This is a genomic window from Cupriavidus pauculus (genome assembly GCF_002858765.1).
In the GTDB taxonomy this organism is placed as follows: Bacteria; Pseudomonadota; Gammaproteobacteria; order Burkholderiales; family Burkholderiaceae; genus Cupriavidus; species Cupriavidus pauculus_B.
In genome coordinates, this window is record NZ_PJRP01000002.1 from 13061 (window position 1) to 36267 (window position 23207).

Below are 23207 nucleotides of genomic sequence, written 5' to 3' on the forward strand. Positions count from 1 at the left end.
TTCGGCAGCTTCGGCAATCAGAAGCGCAGCCTTGTCACGTTGTTTTCCGTTCGTCCCAGCAGGCTCAACAGGCCCGCCAGCTGGGTGGCCGCCTCGGGGTCGGCATGGGCCGTACCCTCGAAGCGGGACTGCCGACCGAGTGTGCCGCTGCCCTCCAGGTGCAGCGGTCCGGCCGTGGTCTTCAATTGCAACTTGCCATCGGCACCGGTCAGGTCGACTTCCGCGCGATAGCTGCCCAACGGGCGCAGGCGGCTCACTGCCGCCGACATCTGATCCAGCTGTAGGGTCAGGCGTCCGAATTTCTGGTTGCCGGCAAACTTGCCTTGCAGCGCCGTCCAGTCGATCCGCATCGTGCCGTCCGGCCGCAGCGTGTTGAACGGGGCGCCAATGCCTTCCAGCAGCGATGCCGGCAGGCGGATACCGCCCGACTGCACGGTCCAGCCGACAGGTGTCACCGCAACTGTTACCGGCGCGGCCATCGTCATGTCCTGTTCCAGCATCAGGCGCAGCGTGCCGGTCAGCAATGGCCAGAACGCCACGTCCCAGGTCAGCCGGCCCGGCAGCACGGTCGATGTCTGGCTGCCCGCGCCCGCCGACAGCGCCACCGTGGCGCTGCCATGCCAGAGCGTGCCGGCTGCATCCGCCAGCAGCACGCGGCGTCCGCTTTCCATGGCGATGCGCTCGGCCATCCAGGTGGCGGGCAGCGACGCCGTCACGGTTACCACCACCGTTGCCGCACCGAGCAACGTCCAGCGCAGCCATTGCCAGCCGCGCGACGCGCCGGCGCGCCGACGGGGCAGGCGCAGGGCTTCGAGCCGCGCCATCAGTTGCGGCCACCGGCACCAGGGCCTTGCAGCGTTGCCGTGACGTTGACCAGCGCTGTGGCGCCGACATAGCTGATGCGGGCGTCCGTTACCTTGAGCCGCTGCTGGGCGCGCACATCCTGCAGCCAGCTGGCCACGGCGCCGAAGGCCACCTTGTCCAGCTGCACCTGCACGGCGTTGTCGCCCGTGGCCGCCAGGCGGGTGGGCTTCAGTCCGTGCTGTCCGAGGTTGTCCTGCAGCGCCTGGGTCAGCGCATCGCCGCGCAGCGACGGCGCCGGGCTGGCCTGCAGGCCGCGCGCTTCCTGCGCCAGCGTTTCCATTTCGGCCAGGTCGGCGCGTTGCGCCGGCAGGTTGCGCATCAGGCGGTCTCGGCCGGTGGCGGCAGGCTCCCACAGCACCAGATAGCCGAACACCAGCACCAGTACGACCACGCCGCCACCAAGGATGGCCTGCTCGCGCGGATTGCGGGCGTTCCAGAAGGTGTCGAACCGTTCGCGCCAGACGTCGGGTACGCGCGGGCGCAGCCTGCCAAGGCGGCCAGCGGACGTACCCGTTGCAGCGGTGGGCCGATTGGCGGATTTAACGAACTTCATGCGCCGGCCCTGCCTTGCGCCGGATTGTCGGCGCGCGATTCGGTCTTGATCGTCCAGCGCGAGCCGGGCGGTGTCGGGGTGCCGCCGGCCCGCACGGTGGCGTCCGGCGGGGACTTGTCTTCTTCCATCTGCAGGCCTGCTTGCCGCGCGGCATTGCGCAGCGCATTGGTATTGGTGCCCGCCTTGAGCGTGACGTAGAGCGCGCCGGCGCGATAGTCGAGCTGCAGCAGCGCGTCGGGCGGCAGGTCGTGGGCGGCGCGTGCAAAGCCATCGGCCAGCGGCAGGAAATCGCTGGGCGTGCTGCGGCCACTGGCCGTACGCAGCTGTTCCATCTGGCGACGCATCAGCAGCGGTGGCTCGGCCACCGGCGGCACATTCGGAAAGGCGGTATGCAGAATGTCGACCTGGGCCGCGTCGATGCGCTTTGATTCCTGGCGCAGCATCAGCCATTGGATGTTCATGCCGATGATCTGCGCCAGCACCAGCCCCACTGCCAGGGCCACCGGCAGACGCCAGGCCAGCACGTTCCAGCGGTCCATCCGGCCCTGGGCGAACTCGAATTGCGCCAGGTCGATCTGCGGCTCGCGCAGGCAGGCTTCGGCGCCCGCCAGCCAGACGCGCCAATTTTCGGAAATCCGCGATGCGCGAGCCACCGGACGCTGCGAACGCAGTGCTGGCACGGAGGCATGGGCCAGCGCGGCTGGGTCGCCATGCCATTCGCCGGTCGGGGCCAGCGCCTGCCAGGCGGCCAGGGCCTGGTCATTGAGCAGCAGCCCGTAGCCATCGTAGGGGCCGGTCCGGACTGTCAGCTGCCAGAGTCTGGCAGCGTCGGCGGCGGCCGGGGGCGGCGCGGCGGCGTCCAGCAGCGAGGCCGACTGGGCCAGCGCCGATGTCGCGGCTTCCACCACCAGCGTGGCGGGCGGGGCCGATTCATCGGTGGTGGCGGGGATTTCGGGGACGGATGCGGGCGACGGCGACGCGGGTGCGACGGCTTCGGCCAGGGCCGGTTCAGATGTCTCGCGGGCTGCGGCCGGAGCCGGCGCCGGTGCGTCGGCTTGTGCCAGCGGCAGGCACAACTGCGCCGGCAGTACGCTGCGGCGGCGGTGCTTGTGTTCGGTGAACTGGTCGAGCGCGGCGCGCAGCCAGGCGCGGTCCGTGACCATCAGCAGGCGTCGGCGCGGGCCGCGGGCCGGGGCGGCCGGATCGAGCGCCGGCCCCAGTGCGATATGGCACGGCGCGGCGTCCGTGGCCAGCATGTCTTCCACCAGATTCGGCAGGGCCAGGCGCAGGCGGGCAGGCGGCAGCGGCGGCACCAAGGCTGTCGTGAGCAGCACATCGCTGGCGGCCAGAATCAGGACCAGGCGATCCGCCGCCGGCATTTCCCCAGCCAGGGCGTGGCCTTCGCGCAACAGCTCGGGCGCCGGCGACAGGCCGCCGGCACGGCTTTTCTCTGCGGATGCGCGTACCAGCGCAAAAGGCATCGCGCCAAACTGCCACGGTTGCGGCTGGTCATGCGGCCGGTGCGGCAGGCGGACGTAGAGCGTGGTACTCAAGATTTCCCTGTTATCTGTGGCGAAGATACGCTGGAGGCGCGTGGCAGGCCGGTCGGCCGCCCGTTGGCGCCCCGGTGCCATGCGCTGGGGCAGGCTGGAGCGGACTGGCGGGCACAATCTCTGGCCCGGCGGCAGTTGGCTGCACCGGACCCGGCTCGGCGCAGCAGCATACCTTGCCTGTGTGACTTACGCGCGTCAATAGTGGTCCGACTGATTCTGCAGAACGATGATTCCGACACGCATCCGGGCAAAAACGGCTTGCGGCTCGGCGCCGTTTCAGCGTTGCTCGGGCATCGCGTCCGCGTCGCGGGTCCAGATGATGCGCGTGTTATTGCCTCCGCCGAACCCGTCTGACCGGTACACCAGCGACACCTTCAGGCGCCGCGCGCGCTCGTGCCGGACCAGCCCGTAAATCAGGAAATAGTGAGTGAGCACATCGATCGTATCGTTATCGATGGTGGCCTGCGGCGCAATGCCGTGGAGCTGGGTCGTCACATCGCTGATGTTGTTGAAGTAGGCGCGGTCACGCTGGCGCACCAGTTCGCGCGCCCGATCCAGCGGCAACTGGTCGATCACCGCGGACAGCACTTCGGCGTCGGCGGTATTCGCATTGACGGCAGTGCGCTGCGGCAGCACCGTAACAAAGGACTCAAGCGCCGCCACCATCGCCGGCGTATAGCCGGGGATGGCGAGCAGGTCTTCCACGCTGTCGGGTGGGCGCGGCGCGGGCTGGCCGTCCGACGGCACGCCCCGGGCGGCGCGCACGAAATATCGGACGGTTGGCTCGGCCAGGCCAGGGTTCATGCCCAGCGTTTGAAGCAGGCGTCTGAACGCCTGCAGCGACACCCCGTTGATGCTGACCATGCGGCCCGCGCCGTTGGCCTGCTCAATGTTGTAGAGGTTGGTCAGGTTAAAACGCGCCTGCGCATCGAGGATACGGCCGGACACGAACGACGTTTCGCCGCCTTCGGCCGTGCTGACGCCTGCGCCCAGGAAGTCGGACAGCCGGGTTTCCGCCACGGGCACCGACCACGGCTCGCCCAGGTAGTCCACCTGCGAGCGGCGCCTGTCGTCGCGCAGGATCAGGCGCGACCAGTCCACCGCCGCGCGTTCGATCCAGGCGGCCTGGGCCACCAGGCGCTGGTTCTCGATCGAACGGATCTGCACCTGCTGGCGCCACAGCATGCCCGATACCACGACCACGGCCAGCGTCACCATCAGCAGCGCTGTCACCACGGCGGCGCCCTGCTGGCGGCGCGTGTGGCGCGACAAGGAATGCGTGGGCACGGGCGGAGCGGACAGGGGTGGGGTGGACAAACGCGGGGTGGGTTCGGGCGGGGAGGGGAAGGGCGCGCGCGTCATCACATCCCCGTCATGCAGATCTTCTGGAACTGCCGGGCGGCGTCGCCGTCGCCCATGCGGGCGAAGACGTTGAGCTCGACGGCGCGTATGGCCACGCTGTCCGAAATCGGCCGTTGACTTCCCGCTTGTGCATCGCTGGCGCCCGAGGCCGCGGCGGCGGCTTCGACGGCATTGGCCACCACGCTGCCCTGCAGCAGGGCGGTACGCACCCGGCCCGAATCGATCAGCCAGCCACCCGGTTCCACCCAGACGCGTGCTGACAGTTGCTCGGCATCGCCAAGCAACGGGCGGATCTGCAGGCCGGCGCTACCCGGCTGGCGCAGTTGCGTCAGGGCACCCTGCACGTCATTGCGGGTGCGAGCGGCCCGGCTGGCCGCTCGCACCACGGTATTGCCGTCGAGCCGGTAGGCCACCACCTGCCACGCGGGTGGCTGGCCTTCGTCGCGGCGATCGCGCACCAGCAGCAGCTGGTTGGGGCCGATCTCCACGGGGCTGGCCTCCAGCTGGGCCGGTTGGGCGAGGTGCTCGCAGTCGGACTGGAACTGACCGTAAAGCACCTTCAGCGCATCGAGTCGCGCGTCGTGATCGGTCAGTCGTTCGCGGCTGCGGGTCAGGGAATCGAGTGCGCGCCAGCCGATGACGGCCATTACCGCCAGCAGCGTGATGGCGACCAGCATCTCCAGCAGAGTGAACCCGCGCTGGCCGCCGCGCAGGGCCCGGCGCTCAGAGGACATTGCGAGCTTCATTGGGAACGAGGGTGACCAGCCACGCCAGCCGTACTGACTTGTTGCCGGCGGACGGATAGACCGCGACTTCTACGCGGCGGAATGACGGATTGGGCGTGCCGGATACCGATTCCTCGCACCACAATGCCACGCCGCCCTGGGGGCAGTCGTAGCCGCGCGTGCCCGGTTCGGGCCAGGTCTTGGACAGCCGCAGCGTGGCCAGATGGTTTTCGGCGCTGAATTCGGCCAGCATGCGCTGCTGCAGCGAAACGCTCGACTCGATCATCGAGCCCATCGCCCGCATGGCGGCGGTCAGCGCGACGGCCAGGATGGTCAGGGCAACCAGCACTTCGATTAGCGTGAAGCCCCTTGCCGGGGTACGCGAGGCGTGCGGAAAGCGGCGCAAGCGGTTCAGGTAACTTAAACGGATGGGGCGCATCATTGCGTCACCGTCGCCACATAGCGGCCGCTGCCGTCGCCGGCCACGTCCACGCGGATATCGCCACGCGTCAGTACCAGCCGCTGGGGTTCGTCGATCAGTTCGCGCCCGAAGATCAGCCGCACCGGGCCCGTGCCCAGCTGGCGTCCGCCCTGGACGATGACCGCGCCGTCCAGCGGAATGCGCCAGTGGCCCGGCGCGAAGACGTCGGTGCGCATCGGCACCCAGCCCTGCGGCGTGGATTCCAGAAAACGCCAGCCCGTGGCATCGCCTTCCCAGGCCAGCGGCCGAGCGCCAAGCTGGGCATCTTCCTGGGCCAGTTCAAACAGGCGCGCGATGCGCTGGCCATCGTCGAGCACGCGGCCGCGATCATTTGGGGTGGCGTTGACCGCCACCAGCGAGATGACGATGCCGGCAATCACCATGACCACCAGCAGTTCGAGCAGCGTGAAGCCGTGCAGCCGGCGGCGCTGGAGTAGGGCGGCCTGGCCGCGCGGCGTCGCCGGAGTCATGAAGGGCAGGGCGCGGGCTTATTCCCAGTTGCCGATATCGGCGTCGTTGCCGCTGCCGCCGGCCTGGCCGTCCGAGGCAAAGCTGAATACGTCGATTTCGCCACGCACACCCGGGTTCAGGTACTGGTACGGGTGGCCCCAGGGGTCCTTGGGCAGCTTTTCCAGATAGCCGCCGCCCTTCCAGTTGTTGGGGATGGGCTCGGTCGTCGGCTTGTTGACCAGCGCTGCCAGGCCTTGGTCGGTGGTCGGATACCGGCCGTTGTCCAGCCGATAGAGCTTGAGCGCCTGCATGATCGACGAGATATCCTGGCGCGCGGCAACGATACGGGCCTCGTCGGGGCGGCTCATGATCTTGGGCACCACCAGCGCCGCCAGCACGCCCAGGATCACGATCACCACCATGATTTCGATCAGGGTGAAGCCGCGGGCGAGGCGGCGACGAAGTTGCGTCCGGAGGGCGGCAGTCTGGGTGACGGTTCTGCGCATCGGTTCTTGGCCTTGTTGGTCGAGGTATGGTCGGAGAGTATAACCCCCGCCAGATGACCGTTTGGTGTGCTGCCCGGGCGTCGGATCGGGATTTATGTACCAATGTGCAACTGCAATAAAAATCTTGCATTGCAGATGCACGTTATCTATGATTCGAGGCACGATGCAACTGACCCGATTCTCAGACTATGCCTTGCGCCTGCTGATGTATGTATCACGCGGCGACGGCACCCGTCCGATCACGATCGCCGAAGTCGGCCAGCAATTCGACATCTCCCACAATCACCTCGTGAAGGTGGCGGCGCGGTTGTCGAAGCTTGGCTGGGTTTCGGCCACGCGTGGGCGGCATGGGGGGCTGCAGCTGGGCCCGGGTGCCGAGAAGCTGTCGATTGGCACGATCCTGCGAGAGCTGGAAGGACACAAGTCGGTGATCGACTGTTCCGACCCGCCATGCGCGCTGAACGGCAATTGCCGACTGAAGCGTGCGCTGGACCAGGCCGAAGAAGCGTTCTACCAGGCGCTTGACGGCGTCACGCTGGCCGAAGTCTCCGGCAACAGCCGGACAGCCGAGTCGATCATCAGTCTGCATCGCGATTTCCTGAGCCGGCGCGTGGCCTGAGGCAGTGGGCGAGACCCCAGCCGCAGTTCGACGCCGGTTTTATTGTGCGCAAAAACATGCATTCTAAATGCATGAATTCACAGGAGTTTTTGCTGATGTTGTCCGCTGCTTCCCGCCCCTATATCGATGCCAGCGTCCCCGTGCTGCGCGAGCACGGTCTTGCCATTACCACGCACTTCTACCGCGAGATGTTCGCGGCGCGCCCCGAACTGAAGAACCTGTTCAACATGGGCAACCAGGCCAACGGCTCGCAGCAGCAGTCGCTGGCGTCCGCGGTGTTCGCCTATGCCGCCAACGTCGACCGCGCCGATGTGCTGGCGCCCGTGGTGGAACGCATTGTCCACAAGCACGTGGCCGTCGGCCTGACCTCGGCCCACTATCCGATCGTCGGCAAGTATCTGCTTGAAGCCATTGCCGCCGTGCTGGGCGATGCCGCCACGCCGCCGCTGCTGGCAGCCTGGGATGAGGCTTACTGGCTGCTGGCCGGCGAGCTGATCGCCGCCGAAGCGCGCCTGTATGACCGGCACAACGTCAAGGCTGGCGAACTGCAGCGCGTGCGCGTGATCGCCCGCGAGCAGGAAGGCGACCAGGTGGTCTCGCTCACCCTGGCAGCCGACGACGGCAAGCCGCTGCGCGACTTCGCCCCGGGCCAGTACATCAGTGTGGAAGCGGCTCTGGGCGACGGTCATCGTCAGCTGCGCCAGTACTCGCTGTCCGGCGAGCGTGGCCTGCCTACCTGGCGCATTTCGGTCAAGCGCGAAGACGGCAACGCCGAAACGCCGGCCGGCGCGGTATCGAACTGGCTGCACGACAACGCGCAAGTTGACACCACGCTGCACGTCAGCACGCCGTGGGGCGAGTTTGCGCCGGCCATCGACGACCGCCGCCCGATCGTGCTGATGTCGGCCGGCATCGGCGTGACGCCGATGGTGTCCGTGCTGCGCACGCTGGCCAAGGAAAATCCGCACCGTCCGGTGCTGTTCGCCCACGCGGCGCGCCACGGCCGGCACCACGCGCATCGCGGCGACCTGAACTGGGCGCGCGAACGGATGCCGAACCTGCGTACCCACATCAGCTACGAGGCGCCGCAAACCGGTGACGTGTCGGGCCGCGACTTCGACCACGCTGGCACGATGCCGATCGAGTCTGTGCTCAAGGCCGAAGACACCTCGGCATTCAACGATGCGCGCTTCTACCTGTGCGGCCCGCTGGGCTTCATGCAGGCCCAGCGCCATGCGCTGATCAACGCGGGAATTCCGGTGGGCCATATCCACCGCGAAGTGTTCGGTCCCGATCTGCTCGACGACCTGCTCTGATGGGCCTCGATCCAGGTCAACCGCCCGGCCGGCACGACTGACAGACAATCGACGCATGCGTCTGGTACGCTAGGCGACCTCTTGGATTCCGCCGCCTGGCGTACCGCTCGTGCCAACCCTGACCCGGCCTGCCTTCCGCTTCGACCTTTCCGCTTCCTGGCTGCCACGCGCAGCCAGTCTGTTGCTATTTGTCGCACTGTGCGCCCTGGTCACGCACTGGGTGCTGGTGTTCAGCGCAATGCGGACGATTCCCGTACCCAAATCGGCGCGTGTCGCCCTGACCGAGGCCGTGGAAACCGGCGCGGTGGCCACGCTGTTTGGTGGCAGCGCGCAGTCGGGCGTGCGGGATATCCAGTTGATCGGCGTGGTGGCGGACGTCGATGGCGTCGGTCCGGCGGCAGCCATTCTGTCGCTGGATGGCGGGCCGCCCAAGGCCGTGCGCGCTGGTGCATCGCTCTCGTCGCAGATCCGCCTGACGGAAATCCGCGGCCGCAATATCGTGATCGAACGCAACGGCGTGCGGCAGGAAATTGCATTGCCGCTGCAGAACACCGTATCAGTGGGCCGTCCGGGCAATTTGCCGGCGCCACCGCCGTCCGGTGCGGCCGCGCCGCTGTCGACGCCGATGCCGGCCCCGGTGCAGTCGGCACCGCCCCCGGTTGCCAGTGCGCCGGTACAGCCGCCAGCGCAGCAGTTCCAGCAGCCTGCTCCGCAGCAGGGCGTTGCGCCGCAGGAATTCCAGTCGGTGCCGCCGCACGGCGCCGAGAACCAGCTGCCAAAAGACTGAAGAAATCGTAAAAATACGAATTTCAGAGTATTGCGCAATCTTTGACTGTATTGCGGCGGTTTACGGCGCTAGTCGATTCTGTGAGGCCCGTAACATCGTATTAAAAGTGCCAACTTGGCGCGGTTGTCTGCGTTCTAATCCGTACATGCCCAACGTGATGAAAAGGAGCACAGACATGCAACGCAATCACAAGACGCACATCCTCAAGAGCTTTATCGCGGCCTCGGCCGTGTTCATGGCCGCTGGCGCGGCCTTCGCGCAAACCACGCCGGCCCCGGCCGCGCCGCAGGCTGCCCCGCAAGGTGGTCCGGCGCCTCACCACCGCATGGGTGGCCCGGGTGAACATCACCATGGCGGCATGATGTGGATGAAGTCGGTCGACACCGACGGAGATGGCACGATCTCGAAGGCCGAAGCCGACGCGCTGTTCAACAAGATCGACACCAACCACGACGGCAAGCTCGACAAGACCGAACTGGCTGCCTATCGCAAGGCTGCCTGGGAGCAGCGCCGCACCGAGATGAAGGCCGAGTTCGAGGCCAAGTTCAAGGCAGCGGACAAGAACAACGACGGTGCGCTGACGCGCGACGAGTTCAAGGCTGCCTTCCCGCGTGTGGCAGATCGCTTCGACAAGCTCGACGCCAACCACGACGGCAAGGTGACCATGGCCGAAATCCAGTCCGACATGCAGAAGATGCACAAGGAGCGGATGGACCGCATGCAGCGTCGCGGCCCGGGCGGTGCTTCGGGCCCGTCGGTCCCGTCGCCGAGCGGCAACTAAGCCATTGCTTCGGCAGCAGCCAGGCGCGGCCTTCGGGCCGCGCTTTTTTCATTTGGCTGGCACCATCCTTGCCTCGCCCTACGTGACGCATGCGCCCGCTGCATATGACCGCCGTACTAGTCCTTACATGAAATAAATTGCGGACTTGTGCACGACTTGCTAAATTTGCGCAAAAAAATTGCCGACAAACATATTGCGGAGCAACAAAACGTGAGCAAGGTGGAGCTGGACAAGATCGACCGGAAAATTCTGGAGGTCCTGCAGACCAACGGGAGGCTGACCAACCTGGAAGTGGCGGAGCGCGTGAATCTGTCGCCGAGCCCCTGCCTGCGTCGCATCCGTCGGCTGGAGGAAATTGGCGTGATTCGCCAGTACGCGGCGCTGCTCGAACCGAACAAAATTGGCTTGGGCCTGCTTGCCTATATCAATGTGCGGCTGGAGAAACAGGGTGGCACGCCCAAGGGCAAGGCGCCGCTGGACCTGTTCCGCGCGGCCATCCAGACTTGGCCGGAAGTGGCGGCGTGCCATGCCATGACGGGCGAGATGGATCTGCTGCTGAAGGTCTATGTTGAAGACATGGAGCACTTTGCGCGCTTCATGCAGGAGCAATTGCTGGCGCATCCATCGGTGATCGATGTGCGTTCCAGCTTCGCGCTGGAGTCGATCAAGGACACCACGGCGCTGCCGGTCGCCGGCGGGGCCTGACAGCGGTCCAGGCGGCACTTCGGCCCGCACCAAACAGAAACGGCGCACCTTGTGGGTGCGCCGTTTTTCATTTGGAGTTGCCGGACCGGATCAGGCAGTGCCCTTCTGCGGCACCAGCGAGCGCCAGAAGCGTAGCCCAAAACGGCGGACATCGCGCAGGTTGCGACGGACCAGGTAGTCCAGATCCGCCACCTGCTCGTCGATGGCCTCGGTCAGGCGGCTCACCGTGTCGGCCGGCGGCAGTTCCAGGTAGGCATCGGCTTCGCCATAGGCGTACTGCACCTTCATGCCGGCCTTCTTGGCGATGTGCATCATCGCCGCGTTGCGTGACAGGCAGTGCATGTACAGCGTGCGGACGCTGGTGTTGCGGCCATGCATGGCGGCGCGCTGGAACAGGGCGCTGCCGATGCCGCGGCCCCGGGCGCTCTTCGATACCGACACGCCGAACTCGGCGACGCGGCCCTGGGCGTTGTCGCGCAGGTTTGCAAAGTGGCCGACGCCAACCAGTTCCAGGTGCTCGTCATAGACGCCGAACACGCTGTCATGGTCGAAATCGATGCTTTCCACATAAGCCTCGATCACGTGGTTGCCAACCGACTGGCCGAATCGGAGCAGGCGATCTTCCTCGCCCAGGGCGAGAAAATGCTTCTGCAGACGGGAGCGATGATGGGCAGCCAGCTCGCGCACCAGAGTGGTGTGACGCTGGGTTGCCTGGCTGGCCTCGGCTGCACGGCGAAGATCTTCGTCGGTGACTGCGCCGACGGCCTTGCTCAGTTCGAGCGGGTTCACTTGGTTTCCTTCTTCAGTGATCGGTATAAAAATAGCACTGTCGCGGTGGTCGGCCCTGCACTTTCATCAAACTCCCTGCGACGGGAGTTGGATTTGTGATCCAGAATGCTGGGTTCGGGCAAACACTAGGTTGCTGCGACGCGAAAAGTATTGTAGTGGAATTGTCAGTCTCGCGTAAGCTTCTCGATCGCCACACGGTGCCAGGAGCGCGACGAATGAAAAAAAGACCCGACAATTCATAGAGTTATGTGCGCGGCTGGGACGTCACAGGTGCGCGGGTTGTGGATTTGCTGCAACGCCGCACCGACTGGCTTGTCTGTCGCATCTGTCCCCCACGGGAAAGACAAAGCCCCATTCATGAACGAGCCACCGATTGTTGTGATCTATGCGCACCCTGCGCCCCGACGCTCGCGCGTCAACCATCCCCTTGCCGAAGCGCTTGCGGAACTGCCGCATGTGGAAGTTCGCGAGCTCTACAACCTTTACGTCGACTACGACATCAATGTCGTAGCGGAACAGCGACTGCTGTCGACCGCGGAAACGGTGGTGCTGCTGTTCCCGGTGCGCTGGTACAACGTACCGGCCCTGTTGAAGCTCTGGCTCGATGACGTCCTCGAGATGGGCTGGGCTTACGGCCCGGGCGGCACGGCGTTGCGCGGCAAGTCGATGCTGGCCGTGGTGAGCGCGGGTGGCCAGGCAGATGCCTACGGGCCTGACGGCGCCCACGGCCATCCCCTCGCCGATTTCCTGCTGCCGCTGGAGCAAACCGCCCTGCAGTGCGGCATGAGCTGGATGCCCCCGATCGTGCTGCACGATGCCGACCGCGTCGATACCGACGCCGTCGCCTTGCACATCGAACACGTGGCACGCCATCTGGCGGCCCCGCCGCTGCCCCCGGAAACGCAGGAATGGCCGGCGTCCGAGACCACCGGGGAGGACGTGCAATGAACCAGCATGACTTCCTGATCGCCCTGCTGGTGTTCCTGGTGGCGGCCGTGGTGGCCGTGCCGGTCGCACGCCGCTTCCAACTGGGCGCAGTGCTGGGCTACCTGATCGCCGGTGCCGCCATTGGCCCGTTTGCCTTGCGTCTGGTGACGAATGTCGAGTCGATCCTCCATTTCTCGGAGTTCGGCGTCGTGCTGATGATGTTCGTGATCGGGCTGGAACTGGAGCCGCGCAAGCTCAAGGCCCTGAAGCAGAGCATCTTTGGGTACGGTTCGATACAGATGGCGGCGTGCGCATTGGCCATCGGCATCGTTGCCGCGCTGTTCGGCGCGCCGTGGCAGGTGGCGATCGTCGCCGGCCTGGGCCTGGCGCTGTCGTCCACGGCGATTGCGTTTGCCACGCTGGCCGAGCGCAACCTGATGCAGACCGGCGCCGGTGCCGCCAGTTTCGGCATTCTGCTATTCCAGGATATCGCCGCGATTCCGATGATCGCGCTGCTGCCGCTTCTGGCGGCGGACGGCGCGGGCGCCACGGCCCACGGCCCGGAGAACTGGCAGACTGCCGCGAAGGCGGTGGCCGTGATCGGCGCCGTGGTCGTGGGTGGCCGCTACCTGGTGCGGCCGGCGCTGCGCGTGATTGCCCGGACGGGCATGCGCGAGATGTTCACCGCGTTCTCGCTGCTGCTGGTGGTGGGCATTGCGTTGATGATGGACGCCGTGGGTTTGTCGATGGCGCTTGGCACCTTCGTGGCCGGCGTGCTGCTGGCCGACTCGGAATATCGCCATGCGCTGGAGGCCGACATCGAGCCGTTCAAGGGCCTGCTGCTCGGTCTGTTCTTCATGGCGGTGGGCATGTCGATCGATTTCGGCATCCTCGCGCAGCAGCCGGGCAAGGTGGTGGGCTTCGTGGCGGCGTTCGTGCTGATCAAGACCGCGGTGCTGACGCTGCTGGCCAAGCGTTTCCGGGTGTCGCGCGGGCAGTGGCTGCTGTTTGGTCTGCTGATCTCGCAGGGTGGCGAATTCGCATTCGTGGTGTTCGCCGAGGCGCGCACGGTGGGTCTGCTGCCGAAGGAAACCGAGGCACTGCTGGTGCTGATCGTGGCGTTGTCGATGGTGGCCACGCCGCTGTTGCTGCTGCTGTTCGACCAGTTGCTGGCGCCACGCCTCAACGCGATGTCGAAGCGGCCGGACGACGAGATCACGAATCATCACAATCCGGTGCTCATTGCCGGATTTGGGCGCTTCGGCCAGATTATCGGGCGTCTGTTGTATGCCCAGGGCATCGGCGTGACCGTGCTGGACCATGATCCCGACCAGATCGAATTCCTGCGCCAGTACGGCTTCAAGATCTTCTATGGCGATGCCACGCGCATGGACCTGCTGGAAGCCGCTGGCGCCGCCGAGGCGAAGATCCTGATCGTGGCCATCGAGGACCTGGACGACAACCTCGGGCTGATCGACAAGGTGCGCCATCGCTGGCCCGACCTGAAGATCTACACGCGGGCGCGGCATGTGTCGCACGTCTACCAGCTCATGGACCGGGGCATCGACGCCAACAGCTACGAGCGCGAGATGTTTGAAGGATCGCTGATGCTGGGACGCAAGGTGCTGGAGGGGCTGGGCTTCGACCGCGTGGAGGCGCGCAGCGTGGCGCTGCGCTTCCGGCGCCACAATATCGAGGCCATCGACCGCTTCTACCCGTACTACAAGGATCAGAAGACGCTGGTCTCGATGGCCAAGCAGGCGCGTGACGAACTCGAGGAAATGTTCCGCCAGGACCGCGACCAGCGCCGCAAGCAGGAAGATGCCGAATGGTCCTGAGGTAGCGGGGCTGTTCGGGGAGCCGGTCAGGCCTGACCGGCTCGGTCCGCCCGGTCCGCGCCCTGCATGCCAGGCGCCAGGCCGTTTTCGAGCAGCCCGACCACCATCTCGGCGAACGCCGCGTATGACAGCCGGCCACCTGGCTTGAGCCACGTGAAGGTCCAGTTGATCATGCCGAAGACGGTCATGGTCAGTGCAGTCTGGTTGTCGTGCGTGACGCGGTCCGGATAGGCGCGTTGCAGCAGGCGCGCGAACGCCGCCACCACGTCGCGCTCACGCTGCAGGATCTGGTCGCGCTGCTCCTCGGCCAGAAACTTCACATCGTTGATCAGCGCGATATGGCGCGTCTGCGAGGTCTCGTACTCGGCCAGGAAAGCCCGCAACAGATGACCGAATGTCTCGCGATGGCCGCGCGCCTGGCGGGCACCTTCCGCCTCCACATCCGTGACGATCTGCAACAGCTGCCGGGTGTAGCGGTCCAGCAGGTCGAACAGGATCGCTTCCTTGCTCTCGTAATAATGGTAGAGCCGTGCCTTGGATGTGCCGCAGGCCGCTGCCAGGTCGGCCATCGAGGTGCTGGGATAGCTGGACGCGGCAAAGGCGGCGGCCGCCAGGTCGAGAATCTGTTCGCGTTGCGCCTCGAAATCGGGCGCCTTGGTTCTTGCCATAGGGGTCGGATCGATCCGCCTGTTGTTCTGTTATCGGTACGGCGTCAATCGGTGCTGGCAGCGAGGGGGTTGCGGCGGATCGCGCAGGATTCGAGGCTTTGCGGGTCGCCGCGCAGTTCCAGCTGGCCGGTGCTGACCAGCTCGCGGCAGCGCCAGAAGACGAACCAGTCGCTGGCCAGCAGGCCTTCGATGGCGCCCATCACGCTGCTCACCACCTGCGCAGCCGGCGTCCAGTCTTCGGGGGCGCGCTCCAGGATCACGTCATCGACGTTGTGATAGGCCGCCGGCACCAGCGTATTGCCTTTCCACAGCCGCACATCGGCGTTTTCCTTGACGTTCTGCTGCCACTCGTAGCCCAGCCGGCCCAGGCGCAGCACTGACACCGGGGCAATGGTCGAGAAGCGCCGCGCCAGGCGGGCGGCCGGGTACATGCCGATGGCGGTCAGGCTGCCGTGCGTGGGGGCTTCCAGCTCGCGCAGGTCCATCGCCACTTCGTTGATGCGCTGCGGGGCCTGGTAGAGGTGGAACACCACCCGGCGCAGCATCAGCTGGTCCGATGCGCTCTGGCCGTGCCAGATGGCCACTTCCATGTCGTCGCGACGCAGTTGCTGGAGTTGGTCCAGCGCCTGGCGCATCTCGGCCGCGAAGTCGATGTCGGTGTGCGGTGCCACGCGCTGCCAGAAGCCGGAGCGGATCAGGCCGGTGCTGTCGATATCGGCGATCGGTCCCACGGCGAGATCGTCGCGAAGGACGACCACCGGGTCGGGGCGGGCGGCCTGGGCCAGCGCCTGGCGCAGCGTGTTGCCCGCGACATCGCCGTTGACGACATGAATGTATTGCATGACCGTGATTGTATAGGGTGCGACGGGTGCCGGACCTCCGGACGCTACCGCCGCCACCGCCGGCAGGCGGCCGCCGGGCGGGCGATGCGACGCATGAAGCGTGTTCCGACATTGTAATCACGGCGCGCCACCGGCCGGGCATCGGCGGATGTCTGACATGTGGGATTCTCACCATAGCCTCGACACCCTTGACACCAGTCAGTCGCCCAGGTCAGCCATTACCGCTCGTCGTAGCTGACCACTACCCGCGGCGTCAGCGCGCGGGCCTGGCATGTCAGGACAAAGCCCTTTTCCATCTCCCAGGGTTCGAGCGTGTAGTTCTTTTCCATTTCCACCTCGCCCTCCAGCACCTTGGCGCGGCAGGTACAGCAAACGCCGCCCTTGCAGGCATAGGGCAGGTCCAGTCCGGCGGCCAGCGCGGTGTCCAGCACTTTGGCGTCGGTCAGCGGCAGGCGCATCTTGTGCTGCTTGCCGTCCAGCACCACCACCAGTTCGGCGGTGCCGGCCTGGTCGGCATGGGCTGGCGCGGTGCGCCGAGGCTGGGTCAGCGGCACGCCAAAGCGCTCGGCGTGGATCTGGTGCGGGTCCAGGCCGGCGGCCTTGAGGGCTTCCTCTACTTCGTCGATCATCGATGCGGGGCCGCACACGAAGGCGGCGTCGATGTCATCGACGGGCAACAGGGTTTGCAGGAAGGCAGCCACGCGTTCGCGGTCGAGCCGGCCGTGCAGCAGATCCACCTCCTGCGGCTGGCGCGACAGCACGTGGTACAGCGTGAAGCGCGACAGGTACTGGTTCTTCAGGTCTTCGAGCGCTTCGGAAAAGATGATCGTGTCGACGCTGCGGTTGCCGTAGATCAGCGTGAACCGGCTGCGCGGCTCCAAGGCCAGCGTGGTGCGGATCAGCGACAGCACCGGCGTGATGCCGCTGCCGGCCGCGAAGGCCACATAGTGGCGCGATGCCTCGGCATCGAGCGGCACGTGGAAGCGGCCATCGGGTGTCATCACGTCGAGCACCTGGCCGGCGGCCACGGTGTCATGCACCCACGTGGAGAACACGCCGTCGTCCACCAGCTTCACGGCCACGCGCAGTTCGCCGCGATCGTCGTAGTCCTGCACGCTGCAGCAGATCGAATACGAGCGGCGCACGTCGTGGCCCTCGACGGGGGCCTTGATCGTCAGGAACTGGCCCTGCGTGAAGTGGTAGGCGTCGCGCAGTTCCGGCGGCACCTCGAAGGCAATCGACACCGTGTCCGGGGTTTCCGGGCGAACCTGCGCCACGCGTAGCGGATGGAACTGTGGGGTCATGGGCCGGCGGTGCTCAGTAGGGTTTGAAGTAGTCGAACGGCTCGCGGCAATCCAGGCAGCGATAGAGCGCCTTGCAGGCCGTGGAAGCAAAGCGCGACAGTTCCTGAGTGTGGACGCTGCCGCAGCGCGGGCATGCAATGGGTGGCGCGATGGCAGACGCCTGCGGCTGGCGTGGCACGAAGCGCAGAGGCTGCACGCTGCCAGCGTGCGTAGCCGAACTGGCGCACTGGCCGGGCGGCGCGATGCCAAAGGCGCGCAGGCTGGCGCGGCCGGCATCGGTGATCCAGTCGGTGGTCCACGCCGGCGCCAGCACCGCGCGCACGCGCCACGGCGCCAGGCCGGCCGCGTCGAGCGCGTGTCCGACGTCTTCCTCGATCTGCGACATGGCCGGGCAGCCAGAGTACGTGGGCGTGATGACCGCCTCGATGGTCTGGCCGTCATTGGCCAGCATCACGTTGCGCAGGATGCCGAGGTCGCGGATCGACACGACCGGGATCTCGGGGTCGGGTACGGCATCCAGGGCTGCCCAGGCGCGGGCCAGCCGCTCGTCGGGCGTCATCGCGGCGTCGGGGACGTTGCGCCGGGCGAAGGTCGGGGCGAATGGCGACGCTGGTGCGGGATTCATCGGTACGGGATTCGTGCGCATGGCTGGCCTCGCGTTACCACTGTGCGCCCGGATGGGCTCGCGCCAGCCCCTGCAGTTCGGCCAGCAGGTAGCTCATATGCTCGGAATGCACGCCGTGCTTGCCGGTGGACAGGAACGCCGATGGCGCCGGGCGCTGCAGCGTGGCGTCGTCGAGCGTGGCGGCAATGGTGGCTTCCCATGCCTCGCGCAGCCCGGACGTCAGCATGCCCACGCCCTGTGCGGCCACTTCCTGCTCCACCGCATCGACGACGAAGCACTCGTTCATATAGGGCAGCAGATGTTCCAGCGCCCGTTGCATGCGCGCGTGCGATGCGTCGGTGCCATCGCCCAGGCGCACCACCCAGTCGGCGGCATGGTGCAGGTGGTAGCGCACCTCCTTGGCCGACTTGGCCGCGATGGCCGCCAGTTCGGCGTCGGTGCTGAGTTCCAGCGCCGGCCACAGTTCGGCCATCAGCGCGCTGTACAGGAAGTTGCGCATGATGGTGACCGCGTAGTCGCGGTCGGCGCGCGCCGTGCCGGCCAGCGGGCCGTGATGCGGCAGCTCCTGCAGCGTCCAGTTGCGGAATTCCGGTTCGCCACGCCAGTAGGCGTAGTCGTCCTCGTGGCGTACGCGGCCCGTCAGGCGGCCTTCCAGCGCGCCGGCATGGCTGTACAGCAGGCGCGCCTGGCCAATCAGGTCGAGGCTGATATTGGCCAGCGCGATGTCTTCTTCCAGTGCGGGGCCGTGGCCGCACCATTCGGCATTGCGCTGACCCAGGATCAGCGCGTTGTCGGCCAGGCGCAGCACGTATTGCAGGGGGGCCGTCTGCACCAGTGGCAGGCGCGCCAGGGCGATGCCGTCGGCTACGTTGGGTTGCGTCATGGGGGCGGCCTTACATGTGGTTCACTTCGTCGGGCAACTGGTAGAACGTAGGGTGGCGATAGATCTTGTCGGCGGCCGGATCGAACAGCTCGGCCTTTTCGGCGGGCGCGCTGGCCGTGATGGCCGCCGACGGCACCACCCAGATCGACACGCCTTCCTGGCGGCGTGTATAGACATCGCGCGCCATGTGCAGCGCCTGCTGGGCATCGGTCGCGTGCAGGCTGCCGCAGTGCTTGTGTTCCAGGCCCTGCTTGCTGCGGACGAAAACCTCCCACAGCGGCCATTCCTTTTGTTGTGTCATGGTGATCTCCGGGTCAGGCCGCCTTGGCCGGGGTTTCACGTCGGGCGCGCTTTTCGGCATGGGCCAACGCCGCCTCGCGCACCCAGGCGCCGTCGTCGTGCGCCTTCACGCGCGTGGCCAGCCGTTCGCGATTGCAGGGGCCGTCGCCGTTGATGACGCGCCAGAACTCTTCCCAGTCCAGCGGGCTGTAGTCGTAGTGGCCGCGTTCGTCGTTCCAGACCAGCCCGGCGTCCGGCAGGGTCACACCAAGTACCTTGGCCTGTTCGACCGTGGCGTCGATAAACTTCTGTCGCAGATCATCGTTCGAGATGCGCTTGATGCCCCAGGCCATGGTCTGGGTGCTGTTGGTGGACGCCGCATCGGGCGGCCCGAACATCATCAGCACCGGAAACCACCAGCGGTCCACGGCGTCCTGCACCATGGCGCGCTGGGCTTCGGTGCCGCGCATCATGCTCAGCAGCGCGTCGAAGCCCTGGCGCTGGTGGAACGACTCTTCCTTGCAGATGCGGATCATGGCTCGGGCGTAGGGGCCATACGAGCAGCGGCACAGCGGAATCTGGTTCATGATCGCCGCGCCATCCACAAGCCAGCCGATCACGCCGACGTCGGCCCAGGTCAGCGTGGGGTAGTTGAAGATCGACGAGTACTTGGCGCGGCCGGTGTGCAGCCCATCGACAAGGTCGTCGCGCGACGCATCGAGCGTTTCCGCCGCGCTGTACAGGTAGAGGCCGTGGCCGCCTTCGTCCTGCACCTTGGCCAGCAGGATGGCCTTGCGCTTGAGCGACGGGGCGCGGCTGATCCAGTTGCCCTCGGGCTGCATGCCGATGATTTCCGAATGCGCGTGCTGCGAGATCTGGCGCACCAGTGTCTTGCGGTAGGCCTCGGGCATCCAGTCCATCGGCTCGATCTTGGCGTCTTCGGCAATGCGCGCGTCAAAGGCGGCCTGCCTGGCCGCCTGGTCGGCATCGGCCGATAGGGGCCCATGCTGCGGCTGGCCCGGCAGGTCGAGGCTCTGTGTGTACATCACGTCTCCTTGACTTTCGTCTTTGGCGGGGCCGACCGGTTCGTTGTACCTGGCGCGATATGGCCTGGATTGGCGCCGGATGTTTTGAGGTCGGACAGTCTGCTAAATATAAATATAAACCGACCGGTCGGTCAATTTTGAATGCATTGCCGTGGACGACGTGAGTCAGGCGCCACGTGTAGTATCGGGTTTCCACGTCTTAACAGAGGGCAAAGCTATGTCGAGCAAGGCTTACAGCAAGATCGCGGTGGCTGTGGATGGCAGCAGCACGTCGGACCTGGCGCTGCGGGAGGCGATTCGTGTGGCCAGCGGCGGGGGTGGCACCGTGCTGGCGCTTTACGTGGTCGACAACGGTGTCATGCTGTTCGACGCTGGCTTCTACGATCCGACGCAGATCGAGCGGGCCTATGTGGATAGTGGCAAGAAGGCCCTCGAGGCCGCCAGCCTGGTGCTTGGCAACGCCGGTGTGACGTTCGAGACCCGGCTGGTGACCGATCCGGCCGTCGTCGGCGACATCGCGGGGTCGATCAACGCGGCCGCCGGCGAGTGGGGCGCGGACCTGCTCGTGATTGGCACGCACGGCCGTCGTGGCGTGCGGCGTCTGGTGCTGGGCAGCGTCGCCGAAGCCGTGATTCGCCAATCGACGACGCCCGTGCTGCTGGTGCGCGGCACGGAATCCGCCGACTAGGAATGATCCCCGCGGTCCTTGGGGACCTTGGGGCGGATGCGGTGGTCAGCCGGCAAACCGGAAATGGCCGCCGCGCAGCACGATCTCGCGGGCCTCGGTCAGCTCGAATAGCGATTCGGCCAACTGCTCGATGCGCTTGCGGTTGCTCGTGAACGCGCGGACGAGATCTTCCTCGCGCACCGATTGTGCCCCGCAATAGGCTTCAAGCGCTTCTGCCGTGACCGAGTATTGGGACCGGGTGCCGTTCACGGTGGCGGGGCAGGACAGCGTCAGGCTGGCTCCGCAGTAGGTGGGAACGGTGCTGGGGAAGGAGATATCGACCATGGCGTGCCTCGTCTTGCCGGGAACGGGGAAACCGCGAATATCCCTTCAATATAGGCAATCGGGGTTTCCAGGCAAGGTGGCTGGCCGATGTCTCAGGGCAAGCCCCGATATGTGCGTCAGCCCGTGTGCGCGCCAGGCAGCCGCAGGCGCCTCGCCTCGGCCTGTTCCGCCGCCAATGCCCGCAGGCCGGCAACGGTGGCATGCGCGCTGTCGATATGCGCGTCCGCGTAGGTGCATTGTTCGGCCAGGAAGTGCTCGAACGGGGCATCGGAAGGCGTCAGCGGCGCCATGCGCGCGGGCGCAATCGCCGCACTGACACCGGTGCGGCCGGGGCGAACGGCCACTTCGGCCAGACGGGCTTCGAGGTCCGTCAGCAACGACTGGACGGCGGCGCCGGGCGCGGCATGCACTTCGCCAGACTCCGCGCCCGCGCGGACCAGGCCGGCCAGTGAAGCCATGCGTCGCGCCGTGACATGCAACGCCGCATGCGCCGCACCCAGCCGTGGGTCGAGATCTCCGGCACATTGCGCCAGGGTGTCTTCGGCGCGGGTCGAGGCCCGGCCGGCCGCCACGCGCAAGGCTTCCAGCCGCATTCGAGCCGGCGTCAGGCTGCGCGCGGTGCTGATGGCGGCGCGCAGGTAGACGGCGTTGACGGACAGGGCATCTAGGCTATGCCGATAGGTGCGCGACAACTCCGCACGCGGGGCCAGCACGTAATAGCTGGCCAGCGCGATCAGGCAACCGATGGCCGTGTCCATGCCGCGCAGGGCGGCCACATGGCTGCTGCTCGACGCGGGCTCGCCCAGCCACGAAAAGAGAATCACCGCCGGCGTCAGGCAGAAGGCAAAGCCACCCGCACTGCCCGCCAGCCGCAGCGCGTAGGCCGCGGCCAGGAATATCGCGCTCAGGCCGAGCGCCATCGTCGGACTCGGATGGGCCAGGCCGACCGCACACGCCAGCAGGGCGCCAGCCAGGGAGCCGGCAAAGCGGTGGAACGAGATCTGCCGGGTGGTCTGCAGGCGCGGGCTCAGTACCATGATCACGGTCACGGCCACCCAGTAGCCGTGATCGACCTGCAGGAGCTGCGACGGCAGCAGGCTCAGGCCCCCGGCAAACGCCAGCCGCAGCGCGTGCCGCGTCACCCGGGCATCGCGTGCGGCAATGTCGGCAAGGGTATGGCCGATCCGGTCGACGATTCCCGCCAGTCCGGCATTCGGCCAGACAAACGACTCGCGCCAGCGATCGAACGACGGATGCTGCGCCAGCGCCGCCAGGGCTGACTGGTAGGCCGGCGGAGCGTCGGCGTTGGCGCGCTGGCCGATCAGGCGGCGCACATCGCGATCGAGCATGGCGCTCAGGGCGGGCAGGTCGGGCGCATGGCGGGCCATTGCCTGCCGTACCTGCGCCTGCGTATCGGCCAGGCAGCGCGCGGCGTAGGTCAAAGGCAGGCGGTGCTGTTCGCCGGCGCGCTCACGCAGTTCGCCGGCCACGATCAGCAGGGCGAAGAACGCGTCCGCCACCGTCACCGCGTAGGCGTAGTGCAGCAGCCCGACCGGATCGATCATGCCGCGCCGGCCGATGACCGCAGCGCGTGCCGCTTCGATCCGTAGCCGGATTTCCTTCTTATATAGGGAGGTGTCCTGGAGCCCCGGTGTCGCTAGGTGCTCGGCAAAGCGCTGCAGCGCATCGTAGGCTGCGGTGATCTCCGATCTTGGGCGGGCGTCGCGCTGCGAGGGGATCAGGACAAGCGAAATCAGGCACGCAAACACGCCGCCGCGCAAATAGTCGACCCCCGCGGCCCAGGCGTGGACAAACACCGTCGCCTCGGCGACCGGCTGCAGGCAGGCCGCGATCAACACGACATAGAGCAGCTTGAAGCACAGCGCGGCGGCAGGGCCTCGTATTTCAGCCAGACCGGCGACCAACCCTGCGCAAATGACGACGGCTAGCGCTGTCAGGGGCGAAGTCGCCAGGCTGGCGCCGATCACGCTGGCCGCCGCACCGCCGATGCCGACTGCGCCGAGCCCGCGCATGCGTGCCCCGGCTGTGCCCTGCCGATCCGCCAGGCAGGTCCAGATCGACGCGGTGGCCGACCACAGGTAACCGTTGTCGCCAGTCAGCCAGGCAATGCCGGCCAGCGCGAAAAACGAGAGCGCATAGACCACGCCGCGCTGCAGGAAGGCGGAATCGGGCCAGAACGAGAGTGAGCGCGGGGCGCGGCGCATGATCGGGGGCGGTTGAGCGTGGATGTCTCAGGGTGAGTACGGATTCCACTCTACGGGGACTATTGTT

Annotated in this window: 26 protein-coding genes; 8 read left to right on the forward strand and 18 right to left on the reverse strand. The window is 66.6% G+C overall.

The annotated features are described in order from the left end of the window. Nucleotides 1–17 precede the first annotated feature (17 nt). The 8 genes from CYJ10_RS04795 to gspG form a co-directional block, all read right to left on the reverse strand. On the reverse strand, nt 18–824 hold the full coding sequence (locus CYJ10_RS04795) for a type II secretion system protein N (protein ID WP_101680433.1): 807 nt from the start codon (nt 822–824) through the stop codon (nt 18–20). Then, nucleotides 824–1417: a type II secretion system protein M gene (locus CYJ10_RS04800; protein WP_101680434.1), complete on the reverse strand. Its 594-nt coding sequence runs from the start codon at nt 1415–1417 to the stop codon at nt 824–826. Before CYJ10_RS04800 ends, CYJ10_RS04795 begins: the two co-directional genes overlap by 1 nt. Then, nucleotides 1414–2970: a type II secretion system protein GspL gene (gene gspL / locus CYJ10_RS04805; RefSeq protein WP_101680435.1), complete on the reverse strand. Its 1557-nt coding sequence runs from the start codon at nt 2968–2970 to the stop codon at nt 1414–1416. Before gspL ends, CYJ10_RS04800 begins: the two co-directional genes overlap by 4 nt. 276 nt (nt 2971–3246) lie before the next feature. Continuing rightward, nucleotides 3247–4257 carry a type II secretion system minor pseudopilin GspK gene (gspK, locus tag CYJ10_RS04810; RefSeq protein ID WP_257993086.1) on the reverse strand — a complete coding sequence of 337 codons (1011 nt, stop codon included), beginning with the start codon at nt 4255–4257 and terminating at the stop codon, nt 3247–3249. A gap of 74 nt (nt 4258–4331) precedes the next feature. Next, nucleotides 4332–5066: a PulJ/GspJ family protein gene (locus CYJ10_RS04815; protein ID WP_101680437.1), complete on the reverse strand. Its 735-nt coding sequence runs from the start codon at nt 5064–5066 to the stop codon at nt 4332–4334. Next, nucleotides 5056–5499, reverse strand: a complete 444-nt coding sequence (gene gspI, locus CYJ10_RS04820) for a type II secretion system minor pseudopilin GspI (protein ID WP_257993087.1) — start codon at nt 5497–5499, stop codon at nt 5056–5058. Before gspI ends, CYJ10_RS04815 begins: the two co-directional genes overlap by 11 nt. Continuing rightward, the gene (locus CYJ10_RS04825; protein ID WP_101680438.1) at nt 5496–6008 is read right to left on the reverse strand and encodes a prepilin-type N-terminal cleavage/methylation domain-containing protein; all 513 of its coding nucleotides are present in this window, start codon (nt 6006–6008) and stop codon (nt 5496–5498) included. Before CYJ10_RS04825 ends, gspI begins: the two co-directional genes overlap by 4 nt. Before the next feature lie 18 nt (nt 6009–6026). Then, nucleotides 6027–6494 (reverse strand): type II secretion system major pseudopilin GspG, encoded by a 468-nt coding sequence (gspG, locus tag CYJ10_RS04830; RefSeq protein WP_101680439.1) that lies wholly within the window; start codon nt 6492–6494, stop codon nt 6027–6029. A gap of 163 nt (nt 6495–6657) precedes the next feature. Here gspG and CYJ10_RS04835 point away from each other — a divergent pair, with 163 nt between their 5' ends. The 5 genes from CYJ10_RS04835 (at nt 6658) to CYJ10_RS04855 (ending at nt 10702) form a co-directional block, all read left to right on the forward strand. After that, on the forward strand, nt 6658–7113 hold the full coding sequence (locus CYJ10_RS04835) for an RrF2 family transcriptional regulator (RefSeq protein ID WP_180862846.1): 456 nt from the start codon (nt 6658–6660) through the stop codon (nt 7111–7113). 95 nt (nt 7114–7208) lie between these two features. Next, on the forward strand, nt 7209–8429 hold the full coding sequence (locus tag CYJ10_RS04840) for a globin domain-containing protein (RefSeq protein WP_101680441.1): 1221 nt from the start codon (nt 7209–7211) through the stop codon (nt 8427–8429). A gap of 109 nt (nt 8430–8538) precedes the next feature. Further along, entirely contained in the window at nt 8539–9216 is a 678-nt protein-coding gene (locus CYJ10_RS04845; protein WP_374703229.1) for a hypothetical protein, read from the forward strand. Between the two features lie 175 nt (nt 9217–9391). Then, nucleotides 9392–9997: an EF-hand domain-containing protein gene (locus CYJ10_RS04850; RefSeq protein ID WP_101680442.1), complete on the forward strand. Its 606-nt coding sequence runs from the start codon at nt 9392–9394 to the stop codon at nt 9995–9997. A 210-nt stretch (nt 9998–10207) separates the two neighbouring features. After that, a complete protein-coding gene (locus CYJ10_RS04855; protein ID WP_029051418.1) occupies nt 10208–10702 on the forward strand; it encodes an Lrp/AsnC family transcriptional regulator in 495 nt (164 codons plus the stop codon). 90 nt (nt 10703–10792) lie between these two features. Here CYJ10_RS04855 and CYJ10_RS04860 read toward each other — a convergent pair whose 3' ends face one another. Further along, entirely contained in the window at nt 10793–11491 is a 699-nt protein-coding gene (locus tag CYJ10_RS04860; protein ID WP_066736593.1) for a GNAT family N-acetyltransferase, read from the reverse strand. A 357-nt stretch (nt 11492–11848) separates the two neighbouring features. Here CYJ10_RS04860 and kefF point away from each other — a divergent pair, with 357 nt between their 5' ends. Together kefF and kefC are read left to right on the forward strand one after the other, a co-directional pair. After that, entirely contained in the window at nt 11849–12439 is a 591-nt protein-coding gene (kefF, locus tag CYJ10_RS04865; RefSeq protein ID WP_101680443.1) for a glutathione-regulated potassium-efflux system oxidoreductase KefF, read from the forward strand. Beyond that, nucleotides 12436–14256 carry a glutathione-regulated potassium-efflux system protein KefC gene (gene kefC, locus CYJ10_RS04870; protein WP_101680444.1) on the forward strand — a complete coding sequence of 607 codons (1821 nt, stop codon included), beginning with the start codon at nt 12436–12438 and terminating at the stop codon, nt 14254–14256. Before kefF ends, kefC begins: the two co-directional genes overlap by 4 nt. 26 nt (nt 14257–14282) lie before the next feature. Here the strand turns inward: kefC and CYJ10_RS04875 are convergent, their stop codons facing one another. From CYJ10_RS04875 to paaA, 7 genes are all read right to left on the reverse strand, one after another. Next, on the reverse strand, nt 14283–14924 hold the full coding sequence (locus CYJ10_RS04875; RefSeq protein WP_101680445.1) for a TetR/AcrR family transcriptional regulator: 642 nt from the start codon (nt 14922–14924) through the stop codon (nt 14283–14285). A 44-nt stretch (nt 14925–14968) separates the two neighbouring features. Beyond that, nucleotides 14969–15766, reverse strand: coding sequence for a DUF1835 domain-containing protein (locus tag CYJ10_RS04880; RefSeq protein ID WP_101680446.1), 798 nt, complete (start codon nt 15764–15766; stop codon nt 14969–14971). 218 nt (nt 15767–15984) lie between these two features. Next, nucleotides 15985–17070 (reverse strand): 1,2-phenylacetyl-CoA epoxidase subunit PaaE, encoded by a 1086-nt coding sequence (paaE, locus tag CYJ10_RS04885; RefSeq protein ID WP_101680447.1) that lies wholly within the window; start codon nt 17068–17070, stop codon nt 15985–15987. A 13-nt stretch (nt 17071–17083) separates the two neighbouring features. Then, nucleotides 17084–17629 (reverse strand): 1,2-phenylacetyl-CoA epoxidase subunit PaaD, encoded by a 546-nt coding sequence (gene paaD, locus CYJ10_RS04890; RefSeq protein WP_257993178.1) that lies wholly within the window; start codon nt 17627–17629, stop codon nt 17084–17086. 100 nt (nt 17630–17729) lie between these two features. Beyond that, nucleotides 17730–18578 (reverse strand): 1,2-phenylacetyl-CoA epoxidase subunit PaaC, encoded by an 849-nt coding sequence (gene paaC / locus CYJ10_RS04895; protein WP_101680449.1) that lies wholly within the window; start codon nt 18576–18578, stop codon nt 17730–17732. 10 nt (nt 18579–18588) lie between these two features. Further along, nucleotides 18589–18879 (reverse strand): 1,2-phenylacetyl-CoA epoxidase subunit PaaB, encoded by a 291-nt coding sequence (paaB, locus tag CYJ10_RS04900; RefSeq protein WP_101680450.1) that lies wholly within the window; start codon nt 18877–18879, stop codon nt 18589–18591. A 13-nt stretch (nt 18880–18892) separates the two neighbouring features. Beyond that, entirely contained in the window at nt 18893–19903 is a 1011-nt protein-coding gene (gene paaA / locus CYJ10_RS04905) for a 1,2-phenylacetyl-CoA epoxidase subunit PaaA (protein ID WP_101680451.1), read from the reverse strand. Nucleotides 19904–20120: 217 nt separating this feature from the next. Here paaA and CYJ10_RS04910 point away from each other — a divergent pair, with 217 nt between their 5' ends. After that, nucleotides 20121–20591 carry a universal stress protein gene (locus tag CYJ10_RS04910; protein WP_101680452.1) on the forward strand — a complete coding sequence of 157 codons (471 nt, stop codon included), beginning with the start codon at nt 20121–20123 and terminating at the stop codon, nt 20589–20591. A gap of 45 nt (nt 20592–20636) precedes the next feature. Here CYJ10_RS04910 and CYJ10_RS04915 read toward each other — a convergent pair whose 3' ends face one another. Together CYJ10_RS04915 and CYJ10_RS04920 are read right to left on the reverse strand one after the other, a co-directional pair. Then, complete coding sequence (locus CYJ10_RS04915) at nt 20637–20915, reverse strand: DUF1488 family protein (protein ID WP_101680453.1); 279 nt, start codon at nt 20913–20915, stop codon at nt 20637–20639. A 116-nt stretch (nt 20916–21031) separates the two neighbouring features. Beyond that, nucleotides 21032–23140: an FUSC family protein gene (locus CYJ10_RS04920; RefSeq protein ID WP_101680454.1), complete on the reverse strand. Its 2109-nt coding sequence runs from the start codon at nt 23138–23140 to the stop codon at nt 21032–21034. Nucleotides 23141–23207: the final 67 nt, after the last annotated feature.

Excerpts from the sequence above, each read along its gene's own strand:
- CYJ10_RS04795 (WP_101680433.1), bottom strand. The coding sequence starts at position 824 with ATGGCGCGGCTCGAAGCCCTGCGCCTGCCCCGTCGGCGCGCCGGCGCG.
- CYJ10_RS04800 (WP_101680434.1), bottom strand. The coding sequence starts at position 1,417 with ATGAAGTTCGTTAAATCCGCCAATCGGCCCACCGCTGCAACGGGTACG.
- CYJ10_RS04815 (WP_101680437.1), bottom strand. The coding sequence starts at position 5,066 with ATGTCCTCTGAGCGCCGGGCCCTGCGCGGCGGCCAGCGCGGGTTCACT.
- gspI (WP_257993087.1), bottom strand. The coding sequence starts at position 5,499 with ATGATGCGCCCCATCCGTTTAAGTTACCTGAACCGCTTGCGCCGCTTT.
- CYJ10_RS04825 (WP_101680438.1), bottom strand. The coding sequence starts at position 6,008 with ATGACTCCGGCGACGCCGCGCGGCCAGGCCGCCCTACTCCAGCGCCGC.
- gspG (WP_101680439.1), bottom strand. The coding sequence starts at position 6,494 with ATGCGCAGAACCGTCACCCAGACTGCCGCCCTCCGGACGCAACTTCGT.
- CYJ10_RS04835 (WP_180862846.1), top strand. The coding sequence starts at position 6,658 with ATGCAACTGACCCGATTCTCAGACTATGCCTTGCGCCTGCTGATGTAT.
- CYJ10_RS04840 (WP_101680441.1), top strand. The coding sequence starts at position 7,209 with ATGTTGTCCGCTGCTTCCCGCCCCTATATCGATGCCAGCGTCCCCGTG.
- CYJ10_RS04850 (WP_101680442.1), top strand. The coding sequence starts at position 9,392 with ATGCAACGCAATCACAAGACGCACATCCTCAAGAGCTTTATCGCGGCC.
- kefF (WP_101680443.1), top strand. The coding sequence starts at position 11,849 with ATGAACGAGCCACCGATTGTTGTGATCTATGCGCACCCTGCGCCCCGA.
- kefC (WP_101680444.1), top strand. The coding sequence starts at position 12,436 with ATGAACCAGCATGACTTCCTGATCGCCCTGCTGGTGTTCCTGGTGGCG.
- CYJ10_RS04875 (WP_101680445.1), bottom strand. The coding sequence starts at position 14,924 with ATGGCAAGAACCAAGGCGCCCGATTTCGAGGCGCAACGCGAACAGATT.
- CYJ10_RS04880 (WP_101680446.1), bottom strand. The coding sequence starts at position 15,766 with ATGCAATACATTCATGTCGTCAACGGCGATGTCGCGGGCAACACGCTG.
- paaE (WP_101680447.1), bottom strand. The coding sequence starts at position 17,070 with ATGACCCCACAGTTCCATCCGCTACGCGTGGCGCAGGTTCGCCCGGAA.
- paaD (WP_257993178.1), bottom strand. The coding sequence starts at position 17,629 with ATGACGCCCGACGAGCGGCTGGCCCGCGCCTGGGCAGCCCTGGATGCC.
- paaC (WP_101680449.1), bottom strand. The coding sequence starts at position 18,578 with ATGACGCAACCCAACGTAGCCGACGGCATCGCCCTGGCGCGCCTGCCA.
- paaB (WP_101680450.1), bottom strand. The coding sequence starts at position 18,879 with ATGACACAACAAAAGGAATGGCCGCTGTGGGAGGTTTTCGTCCGCAGC.
- paaA (WP_101680451.1), bottom strand. The coding sequence starts at position 19,903 with ATGTACACACAGAGCCTCGACCTGCCGGGCCAGCCGCAGCATGGGCCC.
- CYJ10_RS04910 (WP_101680452.1), top strand. The coding sequence starts at position 20,121 with ATGTCGAGCAAGGCTTACAGCAAGATCGCGGTGGCTGTGGATGGCAGC.
- CYJ10_RS04915 (WP_101680453.1), bottom strand. The coding sequence starts at position 20,915 with ATGGTCGATATCTCCTTCCCCAGCACCGTTCCCACCTACTGCGGAGCC.
- CYJ10_RS04920 (WP_101680454.1), bottom strand. The coding sequence starts at position 23,140 with ATGCGCCGCGCCCCGCGCTCACTCTCGTTCTGGCCCGATTCCGCCTTC.